We start from the raw sequence: 21943 nt of genomic DNA, 5'->3' as shown, positions 1-21943 counted from the left end.
GAGAAGAAAGGGACGAATTATGGAAGGTACAATGGAACAGTTCACCGAGAAACTTGCAGGTCTGGTGGAATTAGGAAAAAAGAATAAAAACTTTTTGGAGTATGCACAGATTGATTCATATTTCAAAGATATGAAATTGACTTCTGATATGATGGAAGCAATTTATGATTATTTGGAACAGAATGGAATCGATGTACTTACTCTTGCCGCAGTTGCAGACGATGATGATGATCTCGATGATACAATAGAGGATGAGACAGAGATTGCCGTTCCTGATGGTGTCAGCATTGAAGATCCAGTTCGTATGTACTTAAAAGAGATTGGTAAAGTACCACTTCTTAGTGCAGATGAAGAGATCAAACTTGCAAAGAGAATGGAAGAAGGGGATGAAGCAGCCAAGAAGAAACTTGCTGAGGCAAACCTTCGTCTGGTAGTAAGTATTGCAAAACGTTATGTAGGACGAGGAATGCTTTTCCTTGACTTGATCCAGGAAGGTAATTTAGGTCTGATCAAAGCAGTGGAGAAATTTGATTATCGTAAAGGATATAAATTTAGTACTTATGCGACATGGTGGATTCGTCAGGCAATCACAAGAGCAATTGCCGATCAGGCAAGAACAATCCGTATTCCAGTGCATATGGTAGAAACGATCAATAAATTGATCCGTGTATCCAGACAGCTTCTTCAGGAGCTTGGAAGAGAACCATCTCCAGAAGAAATTGCAGCAGAGATGGATATCCCAGTGGAAAGAGTTCGTGAGATTTTAAAGATTTCTCAGGAACCAGTATCACTAGAGACACCAATTGGTGAAGAAGAAGACAGTCATCTTGGAGATTTTATTCAGGATGAGAATGTACCAGTACCAGCGGATGCAGCAGCATTTACACTGTTAAAAGAACAGTTAGACGAGGTACTAGGAACATTAACAGAGAGAGAACAGAAAGTTTTAAGATTACGTTTTGGATTAGATGACAGCAGAGCAAGAACACTTGAAGAAGTCGGAAAAGAATTTAACGTTACAAGAGAACGTATTCGTCAGATTGAAGCAAAAGCACTGCGCAAGTTAAGACATCCAAGTCGCAGCAGAAAATTAAAAGATTATTTAGATTAAGGTATGATTATGGAATTATCAAACAGATTAGAGACGATCGCATCATTTGTCACAGAAGGATATGTTGTGGCAGACATCGGGACAGATCATGGATACATACCAATCTATTTAACAAAGAATGGAAACTGCCCGAGAGCCTATGCGATGGATGTAAATAAAGAACCATTAAGCCGTGCAAAAGCACATATTGAAGAAGAGAATGCAGGAGAAACCATTTCCTGCATTCTTTCTGATGGATTGCATGAATTACCGCAAGATGAAGTGGATTCCGTTGTGATCGCAGGAATGGGAGGAGACTTAGTTGTAAGGATTTTAGAACAGGATTTTGATAAGTTAGCAAATGTCAAAGAACTGATCTTATCCCCACAGTCTCATTTAGAAAGAGTCCGCCATTTCTTAAATGATCATGGATTTCGCATCTTAGAGGAAGAGTTTTTAAAAGAAGATGGAAAATATTATGTTGTGATCCGCGCAGTTCATGGAAAACAGCATTATAATAAAGAATGTTTTTATCGTTTTGGAGAAGAATTAATTCTTGCAAAACATCCAGTACTTCTTGAGTATCTGGATCAGGAATATATAAAATATTCAAAGATCAAAGAAAGTCTTACAGATGATTCAAAGGAACATATTAAAAGACGCAAAGCTGAAGTAGAGGATTTACTTGGAGATATCATGGAGGCACTTTGTTATTATGAATTGTAGAAAACTGATCGACCTTTTAGAGATGGAAGTACCATTAGAGACAGCAGAAAGCTGGGATAATCCAGGATTTCTTGTTGGAGATAAAGAAAAAGAGATTAAAAAAGTTTTAGTTGTTCTGGATATTACAAATGAAGTGGTAGAATATGCGATCAAAGAGCAGGTAGATTTTATCCTTGCACACCATCCCGTGATCTTTTCAAAGATCAGCAGATGTACCAGTGATGATTTTCTTCAGAATAAACTTTTGAAGCTGATCAGTCATGGAATCTGTGCTTATGGAATGCATACTTGTTATGATGTATGCAGAATGGGAGACCGTATGGTAGAACGTCTGGGACTTAATAATCTATGTGGACCTGTAGAAGATAGTGCATCTGGTAATGAAAAGGCACAGGGAAAAGGAATCGGTATCACAGCATACATCGAAGGAGATGTGACTGTTGGAGAGTACGCAAAGAAAGTCAAAGAAGCATTTTCATTAGAAAGTGTTATGGTATTTGGTGATTCAAATACGAAGATTTCAAAGATCGCGATCGTTCCAGGATCAGGAAGAAGTATGATAAGCACAGCTAAGCAGACAGGTGCTGATGTATTTTTAACTGGAGATATCGGACATCATGAAGGTCTTGATGCTATAGATATGGGAATGTGCGTGATCGATGCAGGACATTATGGATTAGAACATGTATTTATTGATGATATGAAACAATTCCTTTGTGATCAGACAGAAAATCTGGAAGTGATCACATATAAAGCAGGAAGTCCATATAAAGTTTTTTAAATAAATTTGTTTATTGATGAAAAAGAAAGAAGTGATGGTATATGATCAAAGTTACAGCAGGTCAGTCTATTTATGAAGTAGAAGAAGGAACAACACTTGAACAGCTTGCGAAACAGCTGCAAAAAAAAGAGGAACCAGTGATCCTTCTCGCTTACATGGATGGGAAACTAACAGAGTTATTTACAGAGATCAAAAAAGACTGTCATGTACGATTTGTTACATTGAAAGAACAAGCAGGATATATGGCGTATAAACGTACGGCGACTTTTATATTTTTAAAGGCATGTGAAGATCTTCTTGGAAAAGGTGAAAGCACGAAGATAGCAATTGATTATTCTATTGGAAACAGTATCTTTTGTGATTTCTCTTCCATGGAGCGGATAGTAGATGATAAATTTGCACATTCTATTCAAAAACGTATGGAGCAGTTGTACGAGTCAGATTTACCGATTACAAAAAGATCATTAGATACCGATCAGGCATCAAGATATTTTGACAGTGTTGGACTTAAAGGCAAGAGAGAATTGTTTAAATTCCGCAGAGAATCAAAGACAAATATTTATTCTATGGATGGATATGATAATTATTTTTACGGATATATGGCACCATCAACAGGGTACATTCCTACATTTTTAGTTTCAGTATATCAGCATGGTGTTGTGCTTCAGATTCCAAAGCGGAAGCAGACAGAAGAAATTGTGCCGTTTACTCCGCAGCCAAAGCTCTTCCATGTGATGCAGCGATCCAGAGAGTGGACAAAGACAATGGGAGTCGATACTGTTGGAGCTTTAAATGACGAGATCACATATGGCAATATTAACCACCTGATCTTATTACAGGAAGGTTTACAGGAGAAGCTTCTTGCAGATATCTCAGATGAGATTGTAAGCAAGAACAAACGGATCATTTTGATCGCAGGGCCTTCATCCTCAGGAAAAACAACATTTTCACACAGACTGTCTATTCAGTTAGAGATTGCAGGTTTAACACCGCATCCAGTTTCTATGGATGATTATTTCTTAGACAGAGAACTTTCACCAAGAGATGAAAATGGAAATTATAACTTTGAAACAATTGCATCATTAGATGTAGATCTTCTGACAAAACATATCAATCAGCTGTTAAATGGCGAAGAAGTAGATGTTCCAAGTTACAATTTTGTTACTGGAAAAAGAGAGTATCATGGACACAAATTAAAGATTGGACAAAAAGATGTTCTCGTTATGGAAGGAATTCATGGATTAAATGGAACTCTCACAAACGAGATTCCAGAAGATGCAAAATACAGAATCTATGTCAGTGCATTAAATCAGATCAATTTGGATGAACATAACAGAATACCAAGTTCCGATGGAAGATTATTGCGAAGAATCGTAAGAGACGCGATGACAAGAGGAAATGATGCCAGAGAGACCATCTCCAGATGGGATTCCGTAAGAAAGGGAGAAGAAGACAATATCTTCCCATATCAGGAAGAAGCAGATGTTATGTTTAATTCTGCACAAGTCTATGAGATCGCGGTACTGAAACAATATGCGGAACCTTTGCTTTTTGCAGTTCCAAAAGATTGTCCTGAGTATCAGGAAGCAAAAAGACTATTAAAATTTTTAGAATATTTCTTAAATATTCCAAGCGAAGCAATTCCAAAGACGTCTCTTTTAAGAGAATTTATCGGTGGTAGTTGCTTTGACGTGTAAGATGTGATATAATAATTGGCGCTTAGTCGGACAAATGGTCGCGCCGTTTCAGACGAAAGGGAAACGGTGAGGAAAGTCCGGGCTTCACAGGGCAGGATGCCGGATAACGTCCGGTAGGGGCAACCCTCAAGCTAGTGCAACAGAAATATACCGCCACATAAGTGGTAAGGGTGAAATGGTAAGGTAAGAGCTTACCGCCTGGCTGGTAACAGGCAGGGCATATGTAAACCTCATCCGAAGCAAGACCGAGATGAAAACGATAGATCGGCCCGATCTGTTTTCAGGTGGGTCGCTGGAGCTTGCTGGTAACAGTAAGTCGAGATAGATGACCATTCAACGACATAACCCGGCTTATCGTCTGGCTAAGCGTTATAAGAGAAATATCAGAGAAGTTGTGAGAGGAATCTTGCAGCTTCTTTTTTAGTTTATAGAAGAATTCATTTCTTTCAGAAAATGGAGAAATTCTTGAAAGAAATTGCAGAAATAACAAGAAAAACAGTAAAAAAAGGAAGTTTTTAAGCTAGCTATGAAAGAACTTTCAAAATTATCAATAGAACTTGAAATTAATTTTAAAATGGATATACTAAAAGTATCGAAAGCGAAAGCACGTAAGGAAGGAATTAAAATGAATCCAAGAATTGAGAATTTAAAAGGAAAACTGATCGTATCATGTCAGGCATTGCCAGATGAACCCCTGCACTCTTCTTTCATTATGGGAAGAATGGCACTTGCTGCAAAACAGGGCGGAGCATCAGGAATCCGTGCAAATACACCAGAAGATATCAAAGAGATCAAAACACAGGTAGATCTTCCAGTGATCGGGATCATCAAGAGAAATTACGATGACTGTGAGATTTATATTACACCAACGATCAAAGAGGTCGATGAACTAATGGAAGCAAAACCAGAGATCATCGCATTAGATGCAACGATTTCCAGTCGTCCAAACGGACAGACATTAGATAAATTTTTCCATCAGATCAAAGAAAAATATCCAGACCAGCTGTTAATGGCAGACTGCTCAACCATTGAAGAAGCACTACATGCGGATGAATTAGGATTTGATTTTATTGGAACAACCATGGTTGGATATACGAAACAAAGTAAAAATCTTAAGATTGATGAAAATGATTTTGAAATCTTAAGAACCATCCTTTCCAAAGTAAAACATCCAGTCATTGCAGAAGGAAATATCAACACACCAGAGAAATTAAAGAGAGTGTTAGAGTTAGGAGCATACTGTGCAGTTGTAGGATCAGCAATTACAAGACCACAGCTGATCACAAAGACATTTGCAGATGCGATCAAATAGATAAAAAGGATCAATACGATGGACTATTATGTAAAATCAGTGATACCGATCATTGAATCCAATTATGAAAATTTTACAGCACTGGAAAGAACAATTGCAGATTTCTTTATGAAGAATCAGAAGAAAGTTGATTTTTCGGCCAAAGAGATTGCCAAAAGATTATTTGTGTCAGAAGCATCCTTATCGAGATTCGCAAAGAAATGCGGATATCGGGGATACCGTGAGTTCATTTATCAATATGAGGAAACATTTGAGGAGAAAAATAAAGAACTCACGGGACACACAAGGCAGGTTCTAAACACTTACCAGGAACTGTTAAATAAGACATACAGCCTGATGGACGAAGCACAGATCCTAAGGATCTGTGAGAAATTAGGACAGGCAAGGAGAGTATTTGTCTGCGGAAAAGGAAGTTCCGGCCTTGCTGCAAGAGAAATGCGCTTAAGATTTATGAGGATTGGAGTAGATATCAATTCCATTCAAGATCCAGATTTGATGAGAATGCAGGCAGTATTCCAAAAAGAAGGCTGTCTTGTGATTGGAATCAGTATCAGTGGAGAAAGTGAAGATGTATTTTATTTACTCGAAGAATCAAAAAAAAGAGGAGCCGACACCATTTTGATCACAGGAAAGAATAGAGATGATTATGAAAATATCTGTGATGAGTTAGTCTTGATTGCATCAAGAAAATACTTAGATCATGGAAATGTTATCTCACCTCAGTTTCCAATACTGATCATGTTAGACCTGATATATTCCTACTACTTAGAACACGATAAAAAGAAAAAAGAAACTATGCACGATGATACTGTGCGAGCATTAAAAGGAGAAAGAAAATGAGAATTATCGAAACAAAAACTTATGAAGACATGAGCAAACAGGCAGCAAACATTATTGCATCTGTCGTAACATTAAAACCAGATTGCATGTTAGGACTTGCAACAGGATCTTCACCAATCGGAACATACGAAGAATTAGTAAAAAAATATGAAGCAGGAGAATTAGATTTTTCTGAAGTTACAACAGTAAACTTAGATGAATATAAAGGATTACCAAAAGAAAACAAACAGAGCTACTACTACTTCATGCATGACAATCTGTTTGACAAAGTAAATATCAAACCAGAAAATACACATTTACCAGATGGAACAAACTTAGACAGCGAAGAAGAAGCGGCACGTTATGAAGCATTAGTACAGTCTTTAGGAACAGTTGATCTTCAGCTTCTTGGATTAGGAAGAAATGGACATATCGGATTTAACGAACCAGGAGACAGCTTTGTAGAGCCAACACACTGTGTGGATTTAAAAGAAAGCACAATTGAAGCCAACAAACGATTCTTCGAATCAGCAGATGATGTACCAAAACAGGCATACAGCATGGGAATCGGAACAATCATGCGTGCGAAGAAAATCTTAGTTGTAGTCAGCGGAGAAGACAAAGCACAGGCATTAAAAGACACAATCTGCGGACCAATCTCTCCAAAAGTACCAGGAACAATCTTAAGATTACATTCAGACGTAACAATCGTAGCTGATGAAGCTGCTATGTCATTAATGAAATAATTGGATGGAATAAGTTTTAGTAAGTAGATGAAAACACCATTTTTCTGATATAATTGATTTATCAGGGAAGTGGTGTTTTTGCTTTTTATATAAATGTTTATTTTATATTGACTGTTAATTGGCAGAAATGTGAGGTGCTTAAAATGAAGCAATGAACCAGATTCACGACCGCCGTTACGGCGAAAAACTCCGCAATGAAGGGCGGAATGATATCCTTGCATATGGAATTGCATTTTGCAAGAAAAGATGTAAAGTGGTAGTGGAAAGGTTGTAGATATGAAAATTCATGAATAATCAAAAAATAACTGCATATACTCTTTCTTAAAGGAGCGTATGTGACATTGAAGAAGAAAATAGAAATCGCAGCCATCTTATGTTCCATCGGCATTTGTGGCTTTGGACAAAATGTATTCGCAGGAGAATTCTTACGATTACCAGCCAAAACCAATGCCAAAGTAGAACAAGTGGTGCAGACAAGACTTTTGGAAGAACAACGGGCGTATCTGATGCAGGCACAGCTTATGACGAAAGTGAACCTAGAGCAGCAGATCAAAGACAAACCCGTCTATATTCCAAAAACAAAACATGTAGTCACACAAAGAGAACGATCGATCCTTGAGAGGATCGTAGAAGCAGAAGCAACCGATAAAGATGAAAAAAGCAAGATACTCGTAGCAAATGTAATTCTAAATCGTGTAAGGAGCAAAGAATTTCCAAACTCGATCGAAGCCGTTGTGTTTCAAAGAGTTTATGGGAAAGTCCAGTTTTCACCGACAGCTGATGGAAGATATGAATCGGTTCATATCACAAAGAGTACAAAAAGAAGTGTAAAAAAAGCATTAGAAGATGGAATCGACTATTCCGAAGGAGCCTTATATTTCGTAGAAAAAACGATGGCAAATCCCAAAAATGTTTCATGGTTTGATGAGGCACTGACCAGATTGTTTACTTACCAAGGACATTCTTTTTACAAATAGTGCTTGACAACAAACCATAAAAGTATTATGATTTTAGACAAATAGAAAAGAAACCGTTGAGAAAGAGTAGTAAGCAGGATCAGAATGATTCAAAGAGAGCTGCAGGTGGTGAGATTGCAGTATGATTTCCCTGGTGAATGGACTTTCGAGGGTGATTTTGAAAGTAATAAGTAGGAATCGCCGGGCACCCGACCCGTTACCAGAGTGGGCATATATGATAGTATATGATTTAAGTGGACACAGCTAGTGTCAATTTGAGTGGTACCGCGGATAATTCGCCTCAAGCATATTTGCTTGGGGCTTTTCTTTTTTTCTATTGAAGAAACGTACAGCTTGAATTCAAAAGGAGAATGAATTATGAGAACAATGAAGAAAGTATTAGCAGCAGGATTAACAGCAGTCATGGCAATGTCCTTGATGGTTGGATGCGGAAGTAAGAAAGATGACAGCGCATCTAAGACATACAACTTAGGAATCATCCAGTTTGCTGAACACGGATCATTAGATAACTGTCGCAAAGGATTTTTAAAAGGTTTAGAATCCGAAGGTATCAAAGAAGGAAAGAACTTAAAGATTACATATAAAAACTCACAGGCAGATACAGCTACAGATAATCAGATCGCATCAAATTATGCATCCAAGAAATTAGATATGATCTGTGCGATCGCAACACCAAGTGCACAAAGTGCATATAACGCAGCAAAAGATACAGATACACCAGTCATCTATACAGCTGTTACATCACCAAAAAAAGCAGGATTTGTAGATAAAGATGGAAAGAACGTTGGAAATATCACAGGAACTTCCGATCTTGTACTTGCAGATAAACAGTTAAAACTGATCCGTCAGATGATGCCAAAAGCAAAAAACGTCGGAATCTTCTACAGCACAAATGAAGCAAATTCCAAAGCGGGAATAGAAGCTTATGAAAAAGTAGCTGACAAATACGGATTCAAGATCATCACACAGGGAATCACAGCTTCCGCAGATATGCCAATGGCAGCAGACAGCTTACTTAAGAAGGTTGATTGCATCACAAACTTAACTGATAACTTAGTAGTCAGCAATATGCAAACATATATTCAGAAAGCAAATAAATTAAATATCCCAGTGTTCGGATCTGAAGTAGAACAGGTAAAATTAGGATGCGTTGCTTGTGTCGGAATCGACTTCGTGAAATTAGGAGAACAGACAGGTAAGATGGCAGCTAAAGTCTTAAAAGGTGAAGAAAAAGCGAAAGATATGAAATTCGAAACATTTAACAACGGAGATGTCATCATCAATACAGCAGCAGCGAAAAAAATCAACATGACAATCAGCAAAGATGTTAAAAAACAGGCAAAACAGACATTTGACAAGATCAGCACACCAGAAAAATAATCAGGAGATGTAAAACATTATGGAACAATTGATCATAGGCGTATTTGAGCAGGGATTTATCTATGCGATCATGGCGCTTGGCGTATATATCACATACAAAATATTAGACTTTCCGGATCTGTCCGTAGACAGTACTTTCCCATTAGGAGCAGCAGTGACAACCGTCATGCTCTCCTCAGGAAAGAACCCATTACTGGCACTTATTGCAGCAACCGCAGCCGGAGCAATTGCAGGAATGGTCACAGGAATCATTCATGTAAAATTTAAAGTCAGAGACCTATTATCTGGGATCATTGTTATGACAGGTCTTTACACATTAAATTTAAGAATTGTAGGTGGAAGCGCAAATGTTCCATTATTTAACTACAACTCCGTATTTGATAATGACTTCATCAATGGAATCTTTCCAGAAGTATTAGCCCCATATAAAACAGTGATCATCATTTTTATCATCATGATCATTGCAAAAGTATTATTAGACCTATATTTAAAGACAAAATCAGGATATCTCTTAAGAGCAGTTGGAGACAACGAAACAATCGTAACATCCCTTGCAAAAGACAGCGGATTTGTAAAGATCGTAGGGCTTGCAATTTCAAATGGATTAGTTGCATTAGCTGGAAGTGTTATGTGCCAGCAGCAGAGATTCTTCGAAATTTCTATGGGAACTGGAACGATCGTGATCGGACTTGCCAGTGTTATCATCGGAACAAATGTATTTAAAGGAAATCTTTTAAAAGCAACAACTGCAGTTGTCATCGGTTCCGTGATCTACAAAGCATGTGTAGCAATCGCAATCGAAGTAGGATTACCAGCAACAGACTTAAAACTTATTACAGCAGTCTTATTCCTGATCATTCTGATCATTAGTATGGACCGTAAGAAGAAGGTGAAGGCATGATTGAATTAAAACATATCGACAAATATTATAATATCGGAACAGTCAATGAAGTCTGCCTGTTTAAAGACTTTAATCTGACGGTAGATGACGGAGATTTCATTTCTGTGATCGGAAGTAATGGATCAGGAAAGACATCGATGTTAAACCTGATCTGTGGAAGCTTACAAGCAGAAGCAGGAAATATTATTTTAAATGAAGAAGATATTTCTCATCAAAAAGAATACATCAGACAGAGAAAGATCGGACGTGTTTATCAGAATCCAGCCATGGGAACTTGTCCATCCATGACAATCCTTGAAAATATGTCTCTTGCAGACAATAAAGGAAAGAAATTCGGACTTGGATTTGGGACAAATAAGAAAAGAATTGATTATTACAGAGAATTATTAAGCCAGTTAGGACTCGGACTTGAAGATATGATGGGAAGCAAAGTAGGTTCTCTCTCTGGTGGACAGAGACAGGCAATGGCACTTCTTATGACAACAATGGCACCAATCGAGATCTTAATTCTTGATGAACATACGGCTGCACTTGATCCAAAGACAGCAGAACTGATCATGGAGTTGACAGGAAAAGTTGTTAAAGAAAAGAAACTGACAACGATCATGGTTACACATAATCTGCGTTATGCGGTAGAATATGGAAATCGTATTCTTATGATGCATCAGGGACATGCGGTACTTGATAAGGCTGGAGAAGAGAAAACAAAGCTGGTTGTAGATGATCTTTTGGATCAGTTTAATCAGATCAGTATTGAGTGTGGAAATTAAATTTTTAAATTGTATAACGGAAATGTATCGAGTATTCATAAAAACATAAAAAAAGATAGAGGTACGAAAAACGAATTCCATTGACGGATTTTTTGCAAAACGCTGATCCGCCAACACTCCTGCACAACTCACTGCGTTCAAACAGTGCCCGTGTTGGCTGCGATTTTGCAAAAAATTCTATGGAATCCTATCATTTCGTACCTCTATCTTTTTTTATGTTTTTATGAATACCTGAAGACATTCTCGTATAAAATTAAGAATTTTCAAGCGGAAGGGTGTGTATGTTAGACGTTATAATATTCCACCAATAATTTCCGTCATTCAAATCACAATCTTGTGAAGTCTGTAGACTTTTGTTATAATGATGTTAGATGATACTAACTATACGTTAGAGAAGACTAACTTCTAGAAGCGAAAGGAACTATATATGTATTTAGAAATAAAAGATATGAAAAAAAGCTTCGGATCAGGCGAAAGCTATAATCAAGTACTAAAAGGAATCACAACCAACATCGAACAAGGGCAGATGTGTGTTATCCAAGGAAACAGTGGTTCAGGAAAATCTACAATGCTAAACTGCATCGGCGGATTAGATACTATGGATTCTGGTTCAGTCAAAGTCGATGGCAATGAAATATCAGGATTAAATGCAGATGAGCTCTCCGAATACCGCAGAGCTAATCTAGGGTTTATCTTCCAGTTTTATAATCTGGTACCAAATCTTACAGTCAAAGAAAATATAGAGATCTGTCAATTTTTAACGGAAGATCCATTGGATATGGAAGAACTGCTAGATACGCTCGGACTAACAGAACATCAAGATAAATTTCCTGCACAATTATCCGGTGGACAGCAGCAGCGATGTGCAATTGCAAGGGCGTTGATCAAGAATCCAAAGCTGCTTCTTTGCGACGAACCGACAGGAGCTCTTGATTCGAAAACATCCAAAGATATCTTGATCTTATTAGAGAAGATCAATCAGCAATATGGCACAACCATGCTGATCGTAACGCATAATAATGCAATCCGCAATATGGTACATAAGGTTATTATCATCAAAGATGGTCAGATCAGTGAAGATTACGAAAATGAAACAAGATTACCAGCAAAATCACTGGAGGATCTTTAGATGGAAAAAGTATTGAGAAAAAGAGCATGGAGAGATTTAAAAGAAAATAAATTTCGCTATTTTGCACTTGCTTTTTTGATTATTATCAGTATGTATTTGGTCATCAGTCTGGTAGGTGCAGCGGATACGATTGTTGATGGAACTACAAAGCAGGCAAAGAAACATAAGCTGGAAGATGGGCAGTTTCAGGTGTTTGTGCCATTAACAACAAAACAAAAAGAAAACTTTACAAAGAAAGGGCTTACAGTAGAAGAGACATTTTATCTTGATTTTAGACAAAAAGATGGAAGTAAGTTAAGAATCTTTAAGAATCGTAAAAAAGTCAATAAAATTAATCTGGATGAAGGTCGATTAGCAAAAAACAAAAGTGAAGTGGTTGTAGAAAAACGATATGCACAAGAACACAACTTAAAAACAGGATCAAAGATCACGATTGACGGCAACTTCTATAAAATAACAGGAATCGGATCAGTTCCAGACTACGATGCATGTTATGAAAAGTTATCAGATAGTACCGTAGACAGCAAGCAGTTTGGTCTGGCATTTGTGACGGAAGATGTATATCAGAATCTAAAAAATAACGAAAACAGCATCCAATCCGAAGAATATATTTATGCGTATCGTTTAAATGGTGCAATGACTCAGAAGCAGCTAAAAAATAAACTAAAAAAGATCACATTTAATCCAGATGATGTAGATGACCCATATTTTAAAGATTATTGGGAAGAAACTGCCGGAAAGAAAGATGATATCAAAGATGGTATCAAAAAACTGACCGATGCAAGTACCCAGATGTCAGACGGATTAAATAAGTTAAGCGAAAATAATGAAACATTGCAAAAAGGTGCGGATCAGATTTTTCAGGCGTATTTAAAAACGGCAGAAGGCCAGCTGGCATCTTTTGGAGTAACATCGCTGACAGAGAATAATTATGCAAGTATTTTAAAAGGTTTGATCACAAAATCAAGTGATGGCCTTACAAGATTATCTTTAGAATCTGCCAAAGAACAGTTAGATGCTTTAAAAACATATAGAGATGGAATCAAGGCTTATACAAATGGTGTTAAAAAAGCATCAGATGGAAGTAGTAAGTTAAAAGAAGGAACTGATCAATTGGAAGAAGGAACAAAAGAACTGATGAAAGCATTTGATATGGAAACATCGAATCTGACTCAGTTTTTAAAGGCAGATGACAACATAAGAATTGGAGCAGCGGCAGGTGATCAGGTCATTAGTAAACTTGCTGGAATGGTAGCAGGTGTCATCATTATGATCTTATTTACCTATGTAATATCTGTTTTTGTCATTCATGAAATTGAGAAAGAAAATAGTATTATTGGAACATTGTATGCGCTTGGAGTGACAAAGAAGCAGCTTCTAAAATATTATTTGACAGTTCCGGTGATCGTAACATTTCTGGCAGGATTAGCAGGAATGATCATTGGATATAGTCCGATAGGAATTCCAACACAGATGCAGGATTGTTATGATTATTTTTCTATACCAGAGTTGACTCCAGAACTTCTGATCTATCTATTGGTTTATGGAATCATTATGCCACCATTCGTTGCAGTGATCGTAAACTATTTTGTTATAAGAAAGAAACTGTCAAGGCCAGCACTTTCTATGATAAGAAATGAGCAAAAGAAGAATCATATTTCAAAAGTCAGATTAGGCGATATGCCATTTCTTACAAAATTCAGGATCAGGCAGTCACTGCGTGAGGCAAGAGCCGGATTTACAGTAGTGTTTGGAATGTTTATTGCACTGTTGGTTATGATGATCGGTCTGGACTGTTATGTGATGTGTGATCATATCAGCAAAGAAAATAAGAAAGACACAAAATTTGAATATATGTATACATATAAATATCCGGATAAAAAAGTACCAAAAGGTGGAGATGCATGTTTCGTAAAAGGGTTGCATAAAGAAATATGGGGATATGATCTTGAAATTTCCCTGATTGGTATAGAAAATGATAATCCATATTTCAGCCAGGATAAAGATCTTCCGAAAGCAAAGAACAAAGTTGTTATTTCATCTGCAATGGCACAGAAATATGATCTAAAAAAAGGTGACTCGATCATACTGTCTGATGAGGAAGATGAAATGGATTACGCATTTCAGGTAGCAGATATCACACAATATTCTTCTGGGTTATATGCATTTATGGATATCGACAGCATGAGAGATCTCTTTCAGACATCATCAGATTATTACAATATGGTTGTATCAAAGAAGAAACTGTCGATTGACTCTGGAAAACTATATGCAACGACAAGTAAAAAAGCAATTGAGGAGAGTTCAGATGTATTTATCAATATGATGATTCCGATGATGGGAATGATCGTTGGACTTTCTGTTATCATCTTTGCAATTGTCATGTATTTAATGATCAAGGTAATGATTGATCGTTCTGCACAAAATATTGCGTTGATGAAAGTATTTGGGTATCGGAAGAAAGAGATTAAAAAGCTTTATCTAGATGGGAATTTCTATATGATCGCAATTGGAGCACTGATCAGTGTTCCGTTATCCAAGAAATTAATGGATGCAATGTATCCAGTTATGGTTTCCAATATAGCTTGTGGTATGAATTTAAGTTTCACATGGCAGATGTATGCATTGATCTATGCAGAAATTATCATTACATACCTGGTAATTAACAAGTTATTAGTGCGAAAGATTTACAAAGTCGGACTTTCTGATGCGTTAAAGAATCGTGAGTAAGATTAAAAGAAACAATCAGTCTTTGCCATATAAAATAAACTATTGTATAATGATACAAAAAGACCAAAGAAGGAAGAAACGATGACATTACAACAGCTAAGATATGTCGTAACGATTGCGGAGATCGGAACGATCAGCAAGGCAGCAGAAGAACTCTTTGTATCACAGCCAAGTCTTACCAAAGCTCTAAAAGAACTGGAAAAAGAGATGCAGATCACGATCTTCGACCGCACGAACAAGGGAATTCATGTATCTAGAGAAGGAGAGATCTTCCTTGGATATGCAAGACAGGTATTGGAGCAGGCGGCATTGATCGAAGAGAAATATAAACATAAAAGTGGTGGGAAACAGGAATTTTGCATTTCAACACAGCATTATTCTTTTGCAGTCAATGCATTTGTAGACTTGATTAAAGAATATGGAAGCGAGAATTACGATTTCAGTCTGAGAGAAACTCAGACTTATGAGATCATCGATGATGTAGCCAGAATGAAAAGTGAGATCGGAATTTTATATCTCAATGAATTCAATGCATCGGTCCTTGAGAAGATCATGAAAGCAAATGATCTCAAATTCACAGAACTATTTGTTGCAAGACCACATATTTTTATCTGTGACAAGAACCCACTGGCACAGAAAGATCAGGTCACAATGGAAGATCTCAAAGATTATCCGTATCTGTCATTTGAGCAGGGGGAACATAATTCATTCTATTATTCTGAAGAGATGTTCAGTACGGAAGTGCGTTCAAAGAATATTCGAGTGAGAGACAGGGCAACTCTGTTTAACTTGCTGATCGGATTAAATGGATATACGATCAGCAGCGGTGTGATCGATAAGGAATTAAATGGAGAGAATATTATCGCAGTTCCGCTTGCAGAAGAAGGCGAGATGCATATTGGGTATGTGACACATAAGAAGACGAAACCTAGCAGGCTTGGGGCTATTTATCTGGAAGCATTAAAGAGACATGCACAGTAGAAAATTGCAGCAGAAATTTTGAAACAATTCTATATAAGATTTAAACTTTAAAGAAAGGTTATAACCTTATCATGCTAGAGATACAGGTTGTGGCCTTTTGTGATTTTATGGTATACTTTTCACATAAAAAATGAAAACGAAGAAGAGGAAGTAAGATGATTACGGGTGAATTAAAAAACAAAGTAGATAAGATATGGGAGATTTTCTGGACAGGTGGAATTACAAATCCACTGGAAGTTATTGAACAGTTTAACTATTTATTATTTATCAAGCAGTTAGATGAAGTAGAAACAAGAAAGGAAAGAGATGCAAATATTTTAGGAATTCCATACGAAGGAATTTTCCCAGCAGATTGTCAGCAGTATCGTTGGAGTAAATTTAAGAATCTGGGAGATGCGAATGAGATTTATGATCTGATGATGAATGGAGTATTTCCTTTTATTAAAAATCTACATCCAGATGGAGAATCTGCTTATAGTAAATATATGGGAGATGCGATCTTTAAGATTCCAACGCCAGCATTACTTACCAAAGTAATTGATGGGATTGATGGATTGAATCTGGAAGGAGACAGTAAAGGGGATTTATATGAATACCTGTTGTCTAAACTGGAAAGTGCAGGAAAGAATGGACAATTCCGAACACCAAGACATATCATTCAGATGATGGTAGAACTGGTAAAACCAGTGCCATCTGATATTATCTGCGATCCGGCAATGGGATCAGCAGGGTTCTTAATGGCAGCACAGCAGTATTTGCGTAAAAACCACAAAGATTTATTCTTAAATGCAGAACAAAGAGAACATTTTAATCATGAGATGTTCTATGGGTTTGATATGGACCGAACGATGCTTCGAATCGGAGCAATGAATATGTTGCTTCATGGGGTAGATGATCCGAATATTGAATACAAAGACAGTTTGTCAGAGATGAATACAGACAAAGAAAAGTATTCATTAATTCTTGCTAATCCACCATTTAAAGGAAGTTTAGACTATGATGGAGTATCCGCAGATCTTTTAAAAGTTGCGAAAACAAAGAAGACAGAATTGTTATTTCTTGTGCTATTCCTTCGTATCATGAAGATTGGAGGAAGAGCAGCAGTTATTGTACCAGATGGAGTATTATTCGGAAGCAGCCGTGCACATAAAGCGATTCGAAAAGAATTAATTGAAAATCATAAACTAGACGCAGTGATTTCCATGCCATCTGGAGTATTTAAACCATATGCAGGAGTATCCACAGCTATCTTACTCTTCACAAAAACAGGGGCAGGAGGAACTGATAAAGTCTGGTTTTATGATATGAAAGCGGATGGAAGAACTTTAGACGATAAACGTCAGGAAATTGAAGAGAATGATATTCCTGATATTATTGAGAGATATCAGAATCTAGAAAAGGAAGAAGAAAGAAAACGAACAGAACAGTCTTTTTTTGTGTCGAAAGAAGAGATTGTTGAAAATGATTATGATCTTTCTATCAATAAATATAAAGAGATCGAGTATATTCCAGTAGAGTATCCACCAACAGAGGAAATTTTGAAAGATATTGAGGAATTAGAAGTGGAGATTCATAAGAATCTGGTGGAATTAAGGAAAATGTTGGAAGAAAATGATGAATAGTAGATAGAGAAATTTGAATTTGCAAGGAATGAGATAGATGGAGACAAATAAAATTAGGTTAGGTGAAATTGCAACATATGTAAATGGATATGCATTTAAACCAAAGGATAGAGGGAATGTAGGGTTACCAATTGTTAGAATACAGGACTTAACAGGGAACGCAAGAGATGTAGGTTTTTATAATGGTGAATATCCTAAAAAAATAGAAATTAATAATGGTGATATATTAATTTCATGGTCTGCAAGTTTAGGCGTTTATGTTTGGAATAAGGGAAAAGCACTATTAAATCAACATATATTTAGAGTGGTATTTGATAAAGGAGAAATAGATAAAAGTTTTTTTGTATATGCGGTAAGACAAAAGCTAAAAGAAATGGGAACTAAAACTCATGGGGCTACTATGAAGCATATTGTAAAAAAAGATTTTGATGCTATAGAAATTCCTTATCCACAAATAAATAGGCAAATAGAAATAGCTAGAAATATGGATAAAATATCATCTGTTATAGAAAAAAAAGAAAGGCAATTAAAATTATTGGATGATCTAATCCAAAGCCGATTTGTTGAGATGTTTGGAACATTAGATAATCCTACACAAAATTTTCAAACGGCTAGATTGGAAGAACTTTGTTCGAAAATTACAGATGGAAAACATGGTGGATGTGTACAAGAAAAAGGAACAAAGAGGTATTTTGTCGGAGCAAGAGAAATATATGATGACAAGATACATTATGATACAGCACCAGAGATAAATATTAATGAATTTGAAAAAGATTATAAAAGATGCAATGTTGAAATAGGAGATTTTTTAATAGTAAATACAGGCGCTACAATTGGAAAATCGGCAATAGCAACTGATGAAAGAACTATACACACATTATTGCAAAAAAGCGTTGCGCTATTAAAAGTTAGAAAAGAATTATTGAATTCTGTGTTCCTAAAATGGTGTTATAGAGTAAATACAAAAATGTATATGGTAGAAAGTGCATCAGCGCAGGCTAATTTATTATTATCTAAAATAAGAAAAACAAAAATATATGTACCAGATATAAACCTACAAAACAAATTCGCATCCTTCGTTCAACAAGTCAATAAATCGAAGTTTGAAGTTCAGAAATCATTAGAAAAAACACAATTACTATTTGATTCATTAATGCAAGAGTATTTTGGATAGAAAAGAGGCGATATTAAAATGTCAGAATTTAAACGATGGTTAATTGAACGTTTTAAAATAGAACGAAAACGATTTGACAGAACAGGAGTGTATGCTTATACGCAAAGAGTAATGGCGTACAATTCAAATAAGATTGAAGGAAGTACATTGACACCAGAACAAACAGCATCACTATTTGACAATGGAACATTACCAGTCAACGATGACTATTATCGAGCCAAAGATGTAGAGGAAATGAATGGACATTTCTTAATGTTTAATCATATGTTAGATACGTTGGAAGAAGAATTAACAGAGAATCTAATAAAACGCATGCATTATGAGTTGAAATCAGGAGTTTTTGAAGACCGAGCAAATGGATATGCAATTGGGGATTACAAGAAACGTCCCAATATGATCGGAATGTATAAAACAGCATTGCTAAAGGATGTAGAAACAGAGATGAGGCAACTTTTGGATTGGTATCATAAGCAAGAAAAAAGTATGAAAGCACTTGCTGAATTTCATGCAAGATATGAATCAATTCATCCATTTCAGGATGGAAATGGACGAACAGGAAGAATGATATTGTTTCGGGAAAGCTTGAGATATGATGAGTTAAAACCATTTATTATCTTAGATGATGATCGCAGTAAGTATTTAGAAGGACTAAAAGAATATAGAGAACATCATAAAGTGGATCAATTATTAGAATTAATGCAAAAAGAAGCTGAAACATATTATCAGGAATGTCAATATTTTATTTCATAGATTTAGGAACAAAAATGGTTGAAGGATGTTGGTATATAGGAGTGTATCAACATGGAAGAGAAAATTGTAACAATACTAAATGAGATGGCAGAGTATTTAACAGTGCCACAGATGAAAAAATTACAGGAAGTAATTCTAAGGACATTTTCGGAAAATGAACTAGAGAAACAACAGATATCAAATGAAGAATTTTTGGAAATGTTCTTGGATGCAAAAAGAGTAGAAGGATGTTCGGAACGCACCATTCAATATTATAAGGTAACAGCAGAACATATGCTTTCGCAAACGGAAAAAGAAATCCGCAAGATAACGACAGATGAAATGAGGTCATATCTTGCGGATTATCAAAAAAGGAATAACTGCTCGAATGTTACAATTGATAATATACGACGGAATATATCGAGCTTTTTTACATGGTTGGAGGAAGAAGATTACATTTTAAAAAGTCCAATGAGAAGGATTCATAAGATTAAGACAAAAACAGTGGTAAAAAGTGTGATCACAGATGAAGGAATCGAACAATTAAGGGATCATTGCACACAGATTCGTGACCTTGCAATGATTGATCTGTTATATTCGACAGGTATACGTGTGGGTGAACTGGTAAATTTGAATATAGGAGATATTAATTTTGAAGAACGAGAATGTGTTGTATACGGAAAAGGAGATAAAGAAAGAAGAGTTTATTTTGATGCGAAAGCAAAAGTACATTTAATTGAATATATAGAAAGTAGGAAAGATAAGAACCCAGCATTATTCGTTACTTTAGATGCACCATATGATCGCTTAAAGATCAGTGGAGTAGAAATTCGTTTAAGACAATTAGGAAGAGAACTCGGATTAGAACGAATCCATCCGCATAAATTCCGAAGAACAATGGCAACGAGAGCCATTGACAAAGGAATGCCGATTGAACAAGTGCAGAAAATTCTTGGTCATTCACAGATTGATACAACGATGCAATATGCAATGGTAAATCAGAATAATGTAAAGGCATCCCATCAGAAATATATGGCATAACCAGATAAATTGAAGATTCATTCCTTAAAATTTGAATTTGCGAAAATATATTAAATAATATAAAATATTGAAAAATAAACGAAGCGATGATAAACTACAAATATAAATTGCTACCAGTAGATGGTTAGCTTGATATTTATTAAGTCGGAATAGTCGTTCGTTTTACAGGGCGGCTATTTTATTGTTTTATAAAGTAGTCAATAAACTTATTATTAATATATTTATAAGCAAAGTTGTAAAGGATAGAATAGATGAGAAGAGTAAAGCTTGGACAGATTTGTGAAGTAGTATCAGGAGGAACTCCAAAAACAAATGTTGAAGAGTATTGGAATGGAGAATTTAATTGGATTACCCCTGCTGAAATTAATGATAATGACTATATTATATCAGATACTAAAAGAAAAATTACTCAGTTAGCAATAGAAAAGAAAAAATTAACATTGTTGCCAAAGGGAACAGTTTTATTATCGTCAAGGGCACCGATAGGAAAAGTTGCAATTGCAGGAAAAGAAATGTATTGTAATCAAGGATTTAAGAACTTGATTTGTTCAGATGAAATTTGTAATGAGTATTTATATTGGTATTTAAAAAGTAAAAAGGAATATTTAAATTCACTTGGACGAGGAGCAACTTTTAAAGAAATTTCAAAAAAAATAGTTGAAAATATAGAAATAAAATTACCAGAAATAGAACAGCAGAGAAAAATAGTTAATAAATTAAAGGAAGTGGATAAAATAATACAACAAAGAAAGTGCCAAAGTAGGTTACTAGATGGCATGGTGCAAAGCCGATTTGTTGAGATGTTTGGAACATTAGATAATCCTACACAAAATTTTCAAACGGCTAGATTGGAAGAACTTTGTTCGAAAATTACAGATGGAAAACATGGTGGATGTGTACAAGAAAAAGGAACAAAGAGGTATTTTGTCGGAGCAAGAGAAATATATGATGACAAGATACATTATGATACAGCACCAGAGATAAATATTAATGAATTTGAAAAAGATTATAAAAGATGCAATGTTGAAATAGGAGATTTTTTAATAGTAAATACAGGCGCTACAATTGGAAAATCGGCAATAGCAACTGATGAAAGAACTATACACACATTATTGCAAAAAAGCGTTGCGCTATTAAAAGTTAGAAAAGAATTATTGAATTCTGTGTTCCTAAAATGGTGTTATAGAGTAAATACAAAAATGTATATGGTAGAAAGTGCATCAGCGCAGGCTAATTTATTATTATCTAAAATAAGAAAAACAAAAATATATGTACCAGATATAAACCTACAAAACAAATTCGCATCCTTCGTTCAACAAGTCAATAAATCGAAGTTTG

Annotated in this window: 19 protein-coding genes, 1 other RNA gene and 1 other annotated feature; all 20 genes read left to right on the top strand. The window is 35.8% G+C overall.

Annotation, left to right across the window (positions count from 1 at the left end; all coding sequences use genetic code 11):
• The first annotated feature begins 19 nt into the window (after positions 1-19).
• A complete protein-coding gene (gene rpoD / locus KE503_RS03910) occupies positions 20-1111 on the top strand; it encodes an RNA polymerase sigma factor RpoD (protein ID WP_117944407.1) in 1092 nt (363 codons plus the stop codon).
• 9 nt (positions 1112-1120) lie between these two features.
• Positions 1121-1816 carry a tRNA (adenine(22)-N(1))-methyltransferase gene (locus KE503_RS03905; protein ID WP_022374947.1) on the top strand — a complete coding sequence of 232 codons (696 nt, stop codon included), beginning with the start codon at positions 1121-1123 and terminating at the stop codon, positions 1814-1816.
• Positions 1806-2597, top strand: a complete 792-nt coding sequence (locus KE503_RS03900) for a Nif3-like dinuclear metal center hexameric protein (protein ID WP_022374946.1) — start codon at positions 1806-1808, stop codon at positions 2595-2597. Before KE503_RS03905 ends, KE503_RS03900 begins: the two co-directional genes overlap by 11 nt.
• Positions 2598-2638: 41 nt before the next feature.
• Complete coding sequence (locus KE503_RS03895; protein WP_212384534.1) at positions 2639-4294, top strand: nucleoside kinase; 1656 nt, start codon at positions 2639-2641, stop codon at positions 4292-4294.
• Between the two features lie 22 nt (positions 4295-4316).
• An RNA gene (gene rnpB / locus KE503_RS03890) (RNase P RNA component class A) lies at positions 4317-4664 on the top strand.
• Positions 4665-4919: 255 nt separating this feature from the next.
• Complete coding sequence (locus KE503_RS03885) at positions 4920-5606, top strand: N-acetylmannosamine-6-phosphate 2-epimerase (protein ID WP_055198325.1); 687 nt, start codon at positions 4920-4922, stop codon at positions 5604-5606.
• Between the two features lie 18 nt (positions 5607-5624).
• Complete coding sequence (locus tag KE503_RS03880; RefSeq protein WP_022374943.1) at positions 5625-6446, top strand: MurR/RpiR family transcriptional regulator; 822 nt, start codon at positions 5625-5627, stop codon at positions 6444-6446.
• Complete coding sequence (gene nagB, locus KE503_RS03875) at positions 6443-7171, top strand: glucosamine-6-phosphate deaminase (RefSeq protein WP_212384533.1); 729 nt, start codon at positions 6443-6445, stop codon at positions 7169-7171. Before KE503_RS03880 ends, nagB begins: the two co-directional genes overlap by 4 nt.
• A gap of 335 nt (positions 7172-7506) precedes the next feature.
• Positions 7507-8148, top strand: a complete 642-nt coding sequence (locus KE503_RS03870) for a cell wall hydrolase (RefSeq protein WP_212384532.1) — start codon at positions 7507-7509, stop codon at positions 8146-8148.
• Between the two features lie 47 nt (positions 8149-8195).
• Positions 8196-8434: a binding site (T-box leader), on the top strand.
• A gap of 71 nt (positions 8435-8505) precedes the next feature.
• On the top strand, positions 8506-9528 hold the full coding sequence (locus KE503_RS03865; RefSeq protein WP_055198256.1) for an ABC transporter substrate-binding protein: 1023 nt from the start codon (positions 8506-8508) through the stop codon (positions 9526-9528).
• Positions 9529-9547: 19 nt separating this feature from the next.
• A complete protein-coding gene (locus KE503_RS03860) occupies positions 9548-10429 on the top strand; it encodes an ABC transporter permease (RefSeq protein ID WP_212384531.1) in 882 nt (293 codons plus the stop codon).
• Complete coding sequence (locus KE503_RS03855; protein ID WP_055198254.1) at positions 10426-11199, top strand: ABC transporter ATP-binding protein; 774 nt, start codon at positions 10426-10428, stop codon at positions 11197-11199. Before KE503_RS03860 ends, KE503_RS03855 begins: the two co-directional genes overlap by 4 nt.
• Positions 11200-11626: 427 nt before the next feature.
• A complete protein-coding gene (locus KE503_RS03850; RefSeq protein ID WP_008393698.1) occupies positions 11627-12328 on the top strand; it encodes an ABC transporter ATP-binding protein in 702 nt (233 codons plus the stop codon).
• Positions 12329-15058 carry an FtsX-like permease family protein gene (locus KE503_RS03845; protein ID WP_212384530.1) on the top strand — a complete coding sequence of 910 codons (2730 nt, stop codon included), beginning with the start codon at positions 12329-12331 and terminating at the stop codon, positions 15056-15058.
• Positions 15059-15139: 81 nt separating this feature from the next.
• Positions 15140-16039, top strand: coding sequence for a LysR family transcriptional regulator (locus KE503_RS03840; RefSeq protein ID WP_008393704.1), 900 nt, complete (start codon positions 15140-15142; stop codon positions 16037-16039).
• Positions 16040-16194: 155 nt separating this feature from the next.
• Positions 16195-17661, top strand: a complete 1467-nt coding sequence (locus KE503_RS03835) for a type I restriction-modification system subunit M (protein WP_212384529.1) — start codon at positions 16195-16197, stop codon at positions 17659-17661.
• Positions 17662-17698: 37 nt separating this feature from the next.
• Complete coding sequence (locus KE503_RS03830; protein ID WP_212384528.1) at positions 17699-18835, top strand: restriction endonuclease subunit S; 1137 nt, start codon at positions 17699-17701, stop codon at positions 18833-18835.
• An 18-nt stretch (positions 18836-18853) separates the two neighbouring features.
• Entirely contained in the window at positions 18854-19585 is a 732-nt protein-coding gene (locus KE503_RS03825) for a Fic family protein (protein ID WP_212384527.1), read from the top strand.
• 51 nt (positions 19586-19636) lie between these two features.
• Positions 19637-20605 carry a site-specific tyrosine recombinase/integron integrase gene (gene xerA / locus KE503_RS03820; RefSeq protein ID WP_212384526.1) on the top strand — a complete coding sequence of 323 codons (969 nt, stop codon included), beginning with the start codon at positions 19637-19639 and terminating at the stop codon, positions 20603-20605.
• Between the two features lie 251 nt (positions 20606-20856).
• Positions 20857-21943, top strand: a 1087-nt coding sequence (locus tag KE503_RS03815; protein ID WP_212384525.1) for a restriction endonuclease subunit S, incomplete at its 3' end; no start/stop codon positions are given.

Origin of the sequence: Anaerostipes sp. Marseille-Q3525, from assembly GCF_018223505.1 — a bacterium.
GTDB classification, from domain to species: Bacteria; Bacillota; Clostridia; order Lachnospirales; family Lachnospiraceae; genus Anaerostipes; species Anaerostipes amylophilus.
Note: the sequence above shows the minus strand (reverse complement) of the source record. Positions and strands in the feature narration are given on the sequence as shown.

What these genes read in the sequence shown, in the direction of transcription:
- KE503_RS03860 (WP_212384531.1), top strand. Translation starts at nt 9,548, where the DNA reads ATGGAACAATTGATCATAGGCGTATTTGAGCAGGGATTTATCTATGCG.
- KE503_RS03845 (WP_212384530.1), top strand. Translation starts at nt 12,329, where the DNA reads ATGGAAAAAGTATTGAGAAAAAGAGCATGGAGAGATTTAAAAGAAAAT.
- KE503_RS03840 (WP_008393704.1), top strand. Translation starts at nt 15,140, where the DNA reads ATGACATTACAACAGCTAAGATATGTCGTAACGATTGCGGAGATCGGA.
- KE503_RS03865 (WP_055198256.1), top strand. Translation starts at nt 8,506, where the DNA reads ATGAGAACAATGAAGAAAGTATTAGCAGCAGGATTAACAGCAGTCATG.
- nagB (WP_212384533.1), top strand. Translation starts at nt 6,443, where the DNA reads ATGAGAATTATCGAAACAAAAACTTATGAAGACATGAGCAAACAGGCA.
- xerA (WP_212384526.1), top strand. Translation starts at nt 19,637, where the DNA reads ATGGAAGAGAAAATTGTAACAATACTAAATGAGATGGCAGAGTATTTA.
- KE503_RS03855 (WP_055198254.1), top strand. Translation starts at nt 10,426, where the DNA reads ATGATTGAATTAAAACATATCGACAAATATTATAATATCGGAACAGTC.
- KE503_RS03900 (WP_022374946.1), top strand. Translation starts at nt 1,806, where the DNA reads ATGAATTGTAGAAAACTGATCGACCTTTTAGAGATGGAAGTACCATTA.
- KE503_RS03895 (WP_212384534.1), top strand. Translation starts at nt 2,639, where the DNA reads ATGATCAAAGTTACAGCAGGTCAGTCTATTTATGAAGTAGAAGAAGGA.
- KE503_RS03850 (WP_008393698.1), top strand. Translation starts at nt 11,627, where the DNA reads ATGTATTTAGAAATAAAAGATATGAAAAAAAGCTTCGGATCAGGCGAA.
- rpoD (WP_117944407.1), top strand. Translation starts at nt 20, where the DNA reads ATGGAAGGTACAATGGAACAGTTCACCGAGAAACTTGCAGGTCTGGTG.
- KE503_RS03825 (WP_212384527.1), top strand. Translation starts at nt 18,854, where the DNA reads ATGTCAGAATTTAAACGATGGTTAATTGAACGTTTTAAAATAGAACGA.
- KE503_RS03880 (WP_022374943.1), top strand. Translation starts at nt 5,625, where the DNA reads ATGGACTATTATGTAAAATCAGTGATACCGATCATTGAATCCAATTAT.
- KE503_RS03905 (WP_022374947.1), top strand. Translation starts at nt 1,121, where the DNA reads ATGGAATTATCAAACAGATTAGAGACGATCGCATCATTTGTCACAGAA.
- KE503_RS03835 (WP_212384529.1), top strand. Translation starts at nt 16,195, where the DNA reads ATGATTACGGGTGAATTAAAAAACAAAGTAGATAAGATATGGGAGATT.
- KE503_RS03830 (WP_212384528.1), top strand. Translation starts at nt 17,699, where the DNA reads ATGGAGACAAATAAAATTAGGTTAGGTGAAATTGCAACATATGTAAAT.
- KE503_RS03885 (WP_055198325.1), top strand. Translation starts at nt 4,920, where the DNA reads ATGAATCCAAGAATTGAGAATTTAAAAGGAAAACTGATCGTATCATGT.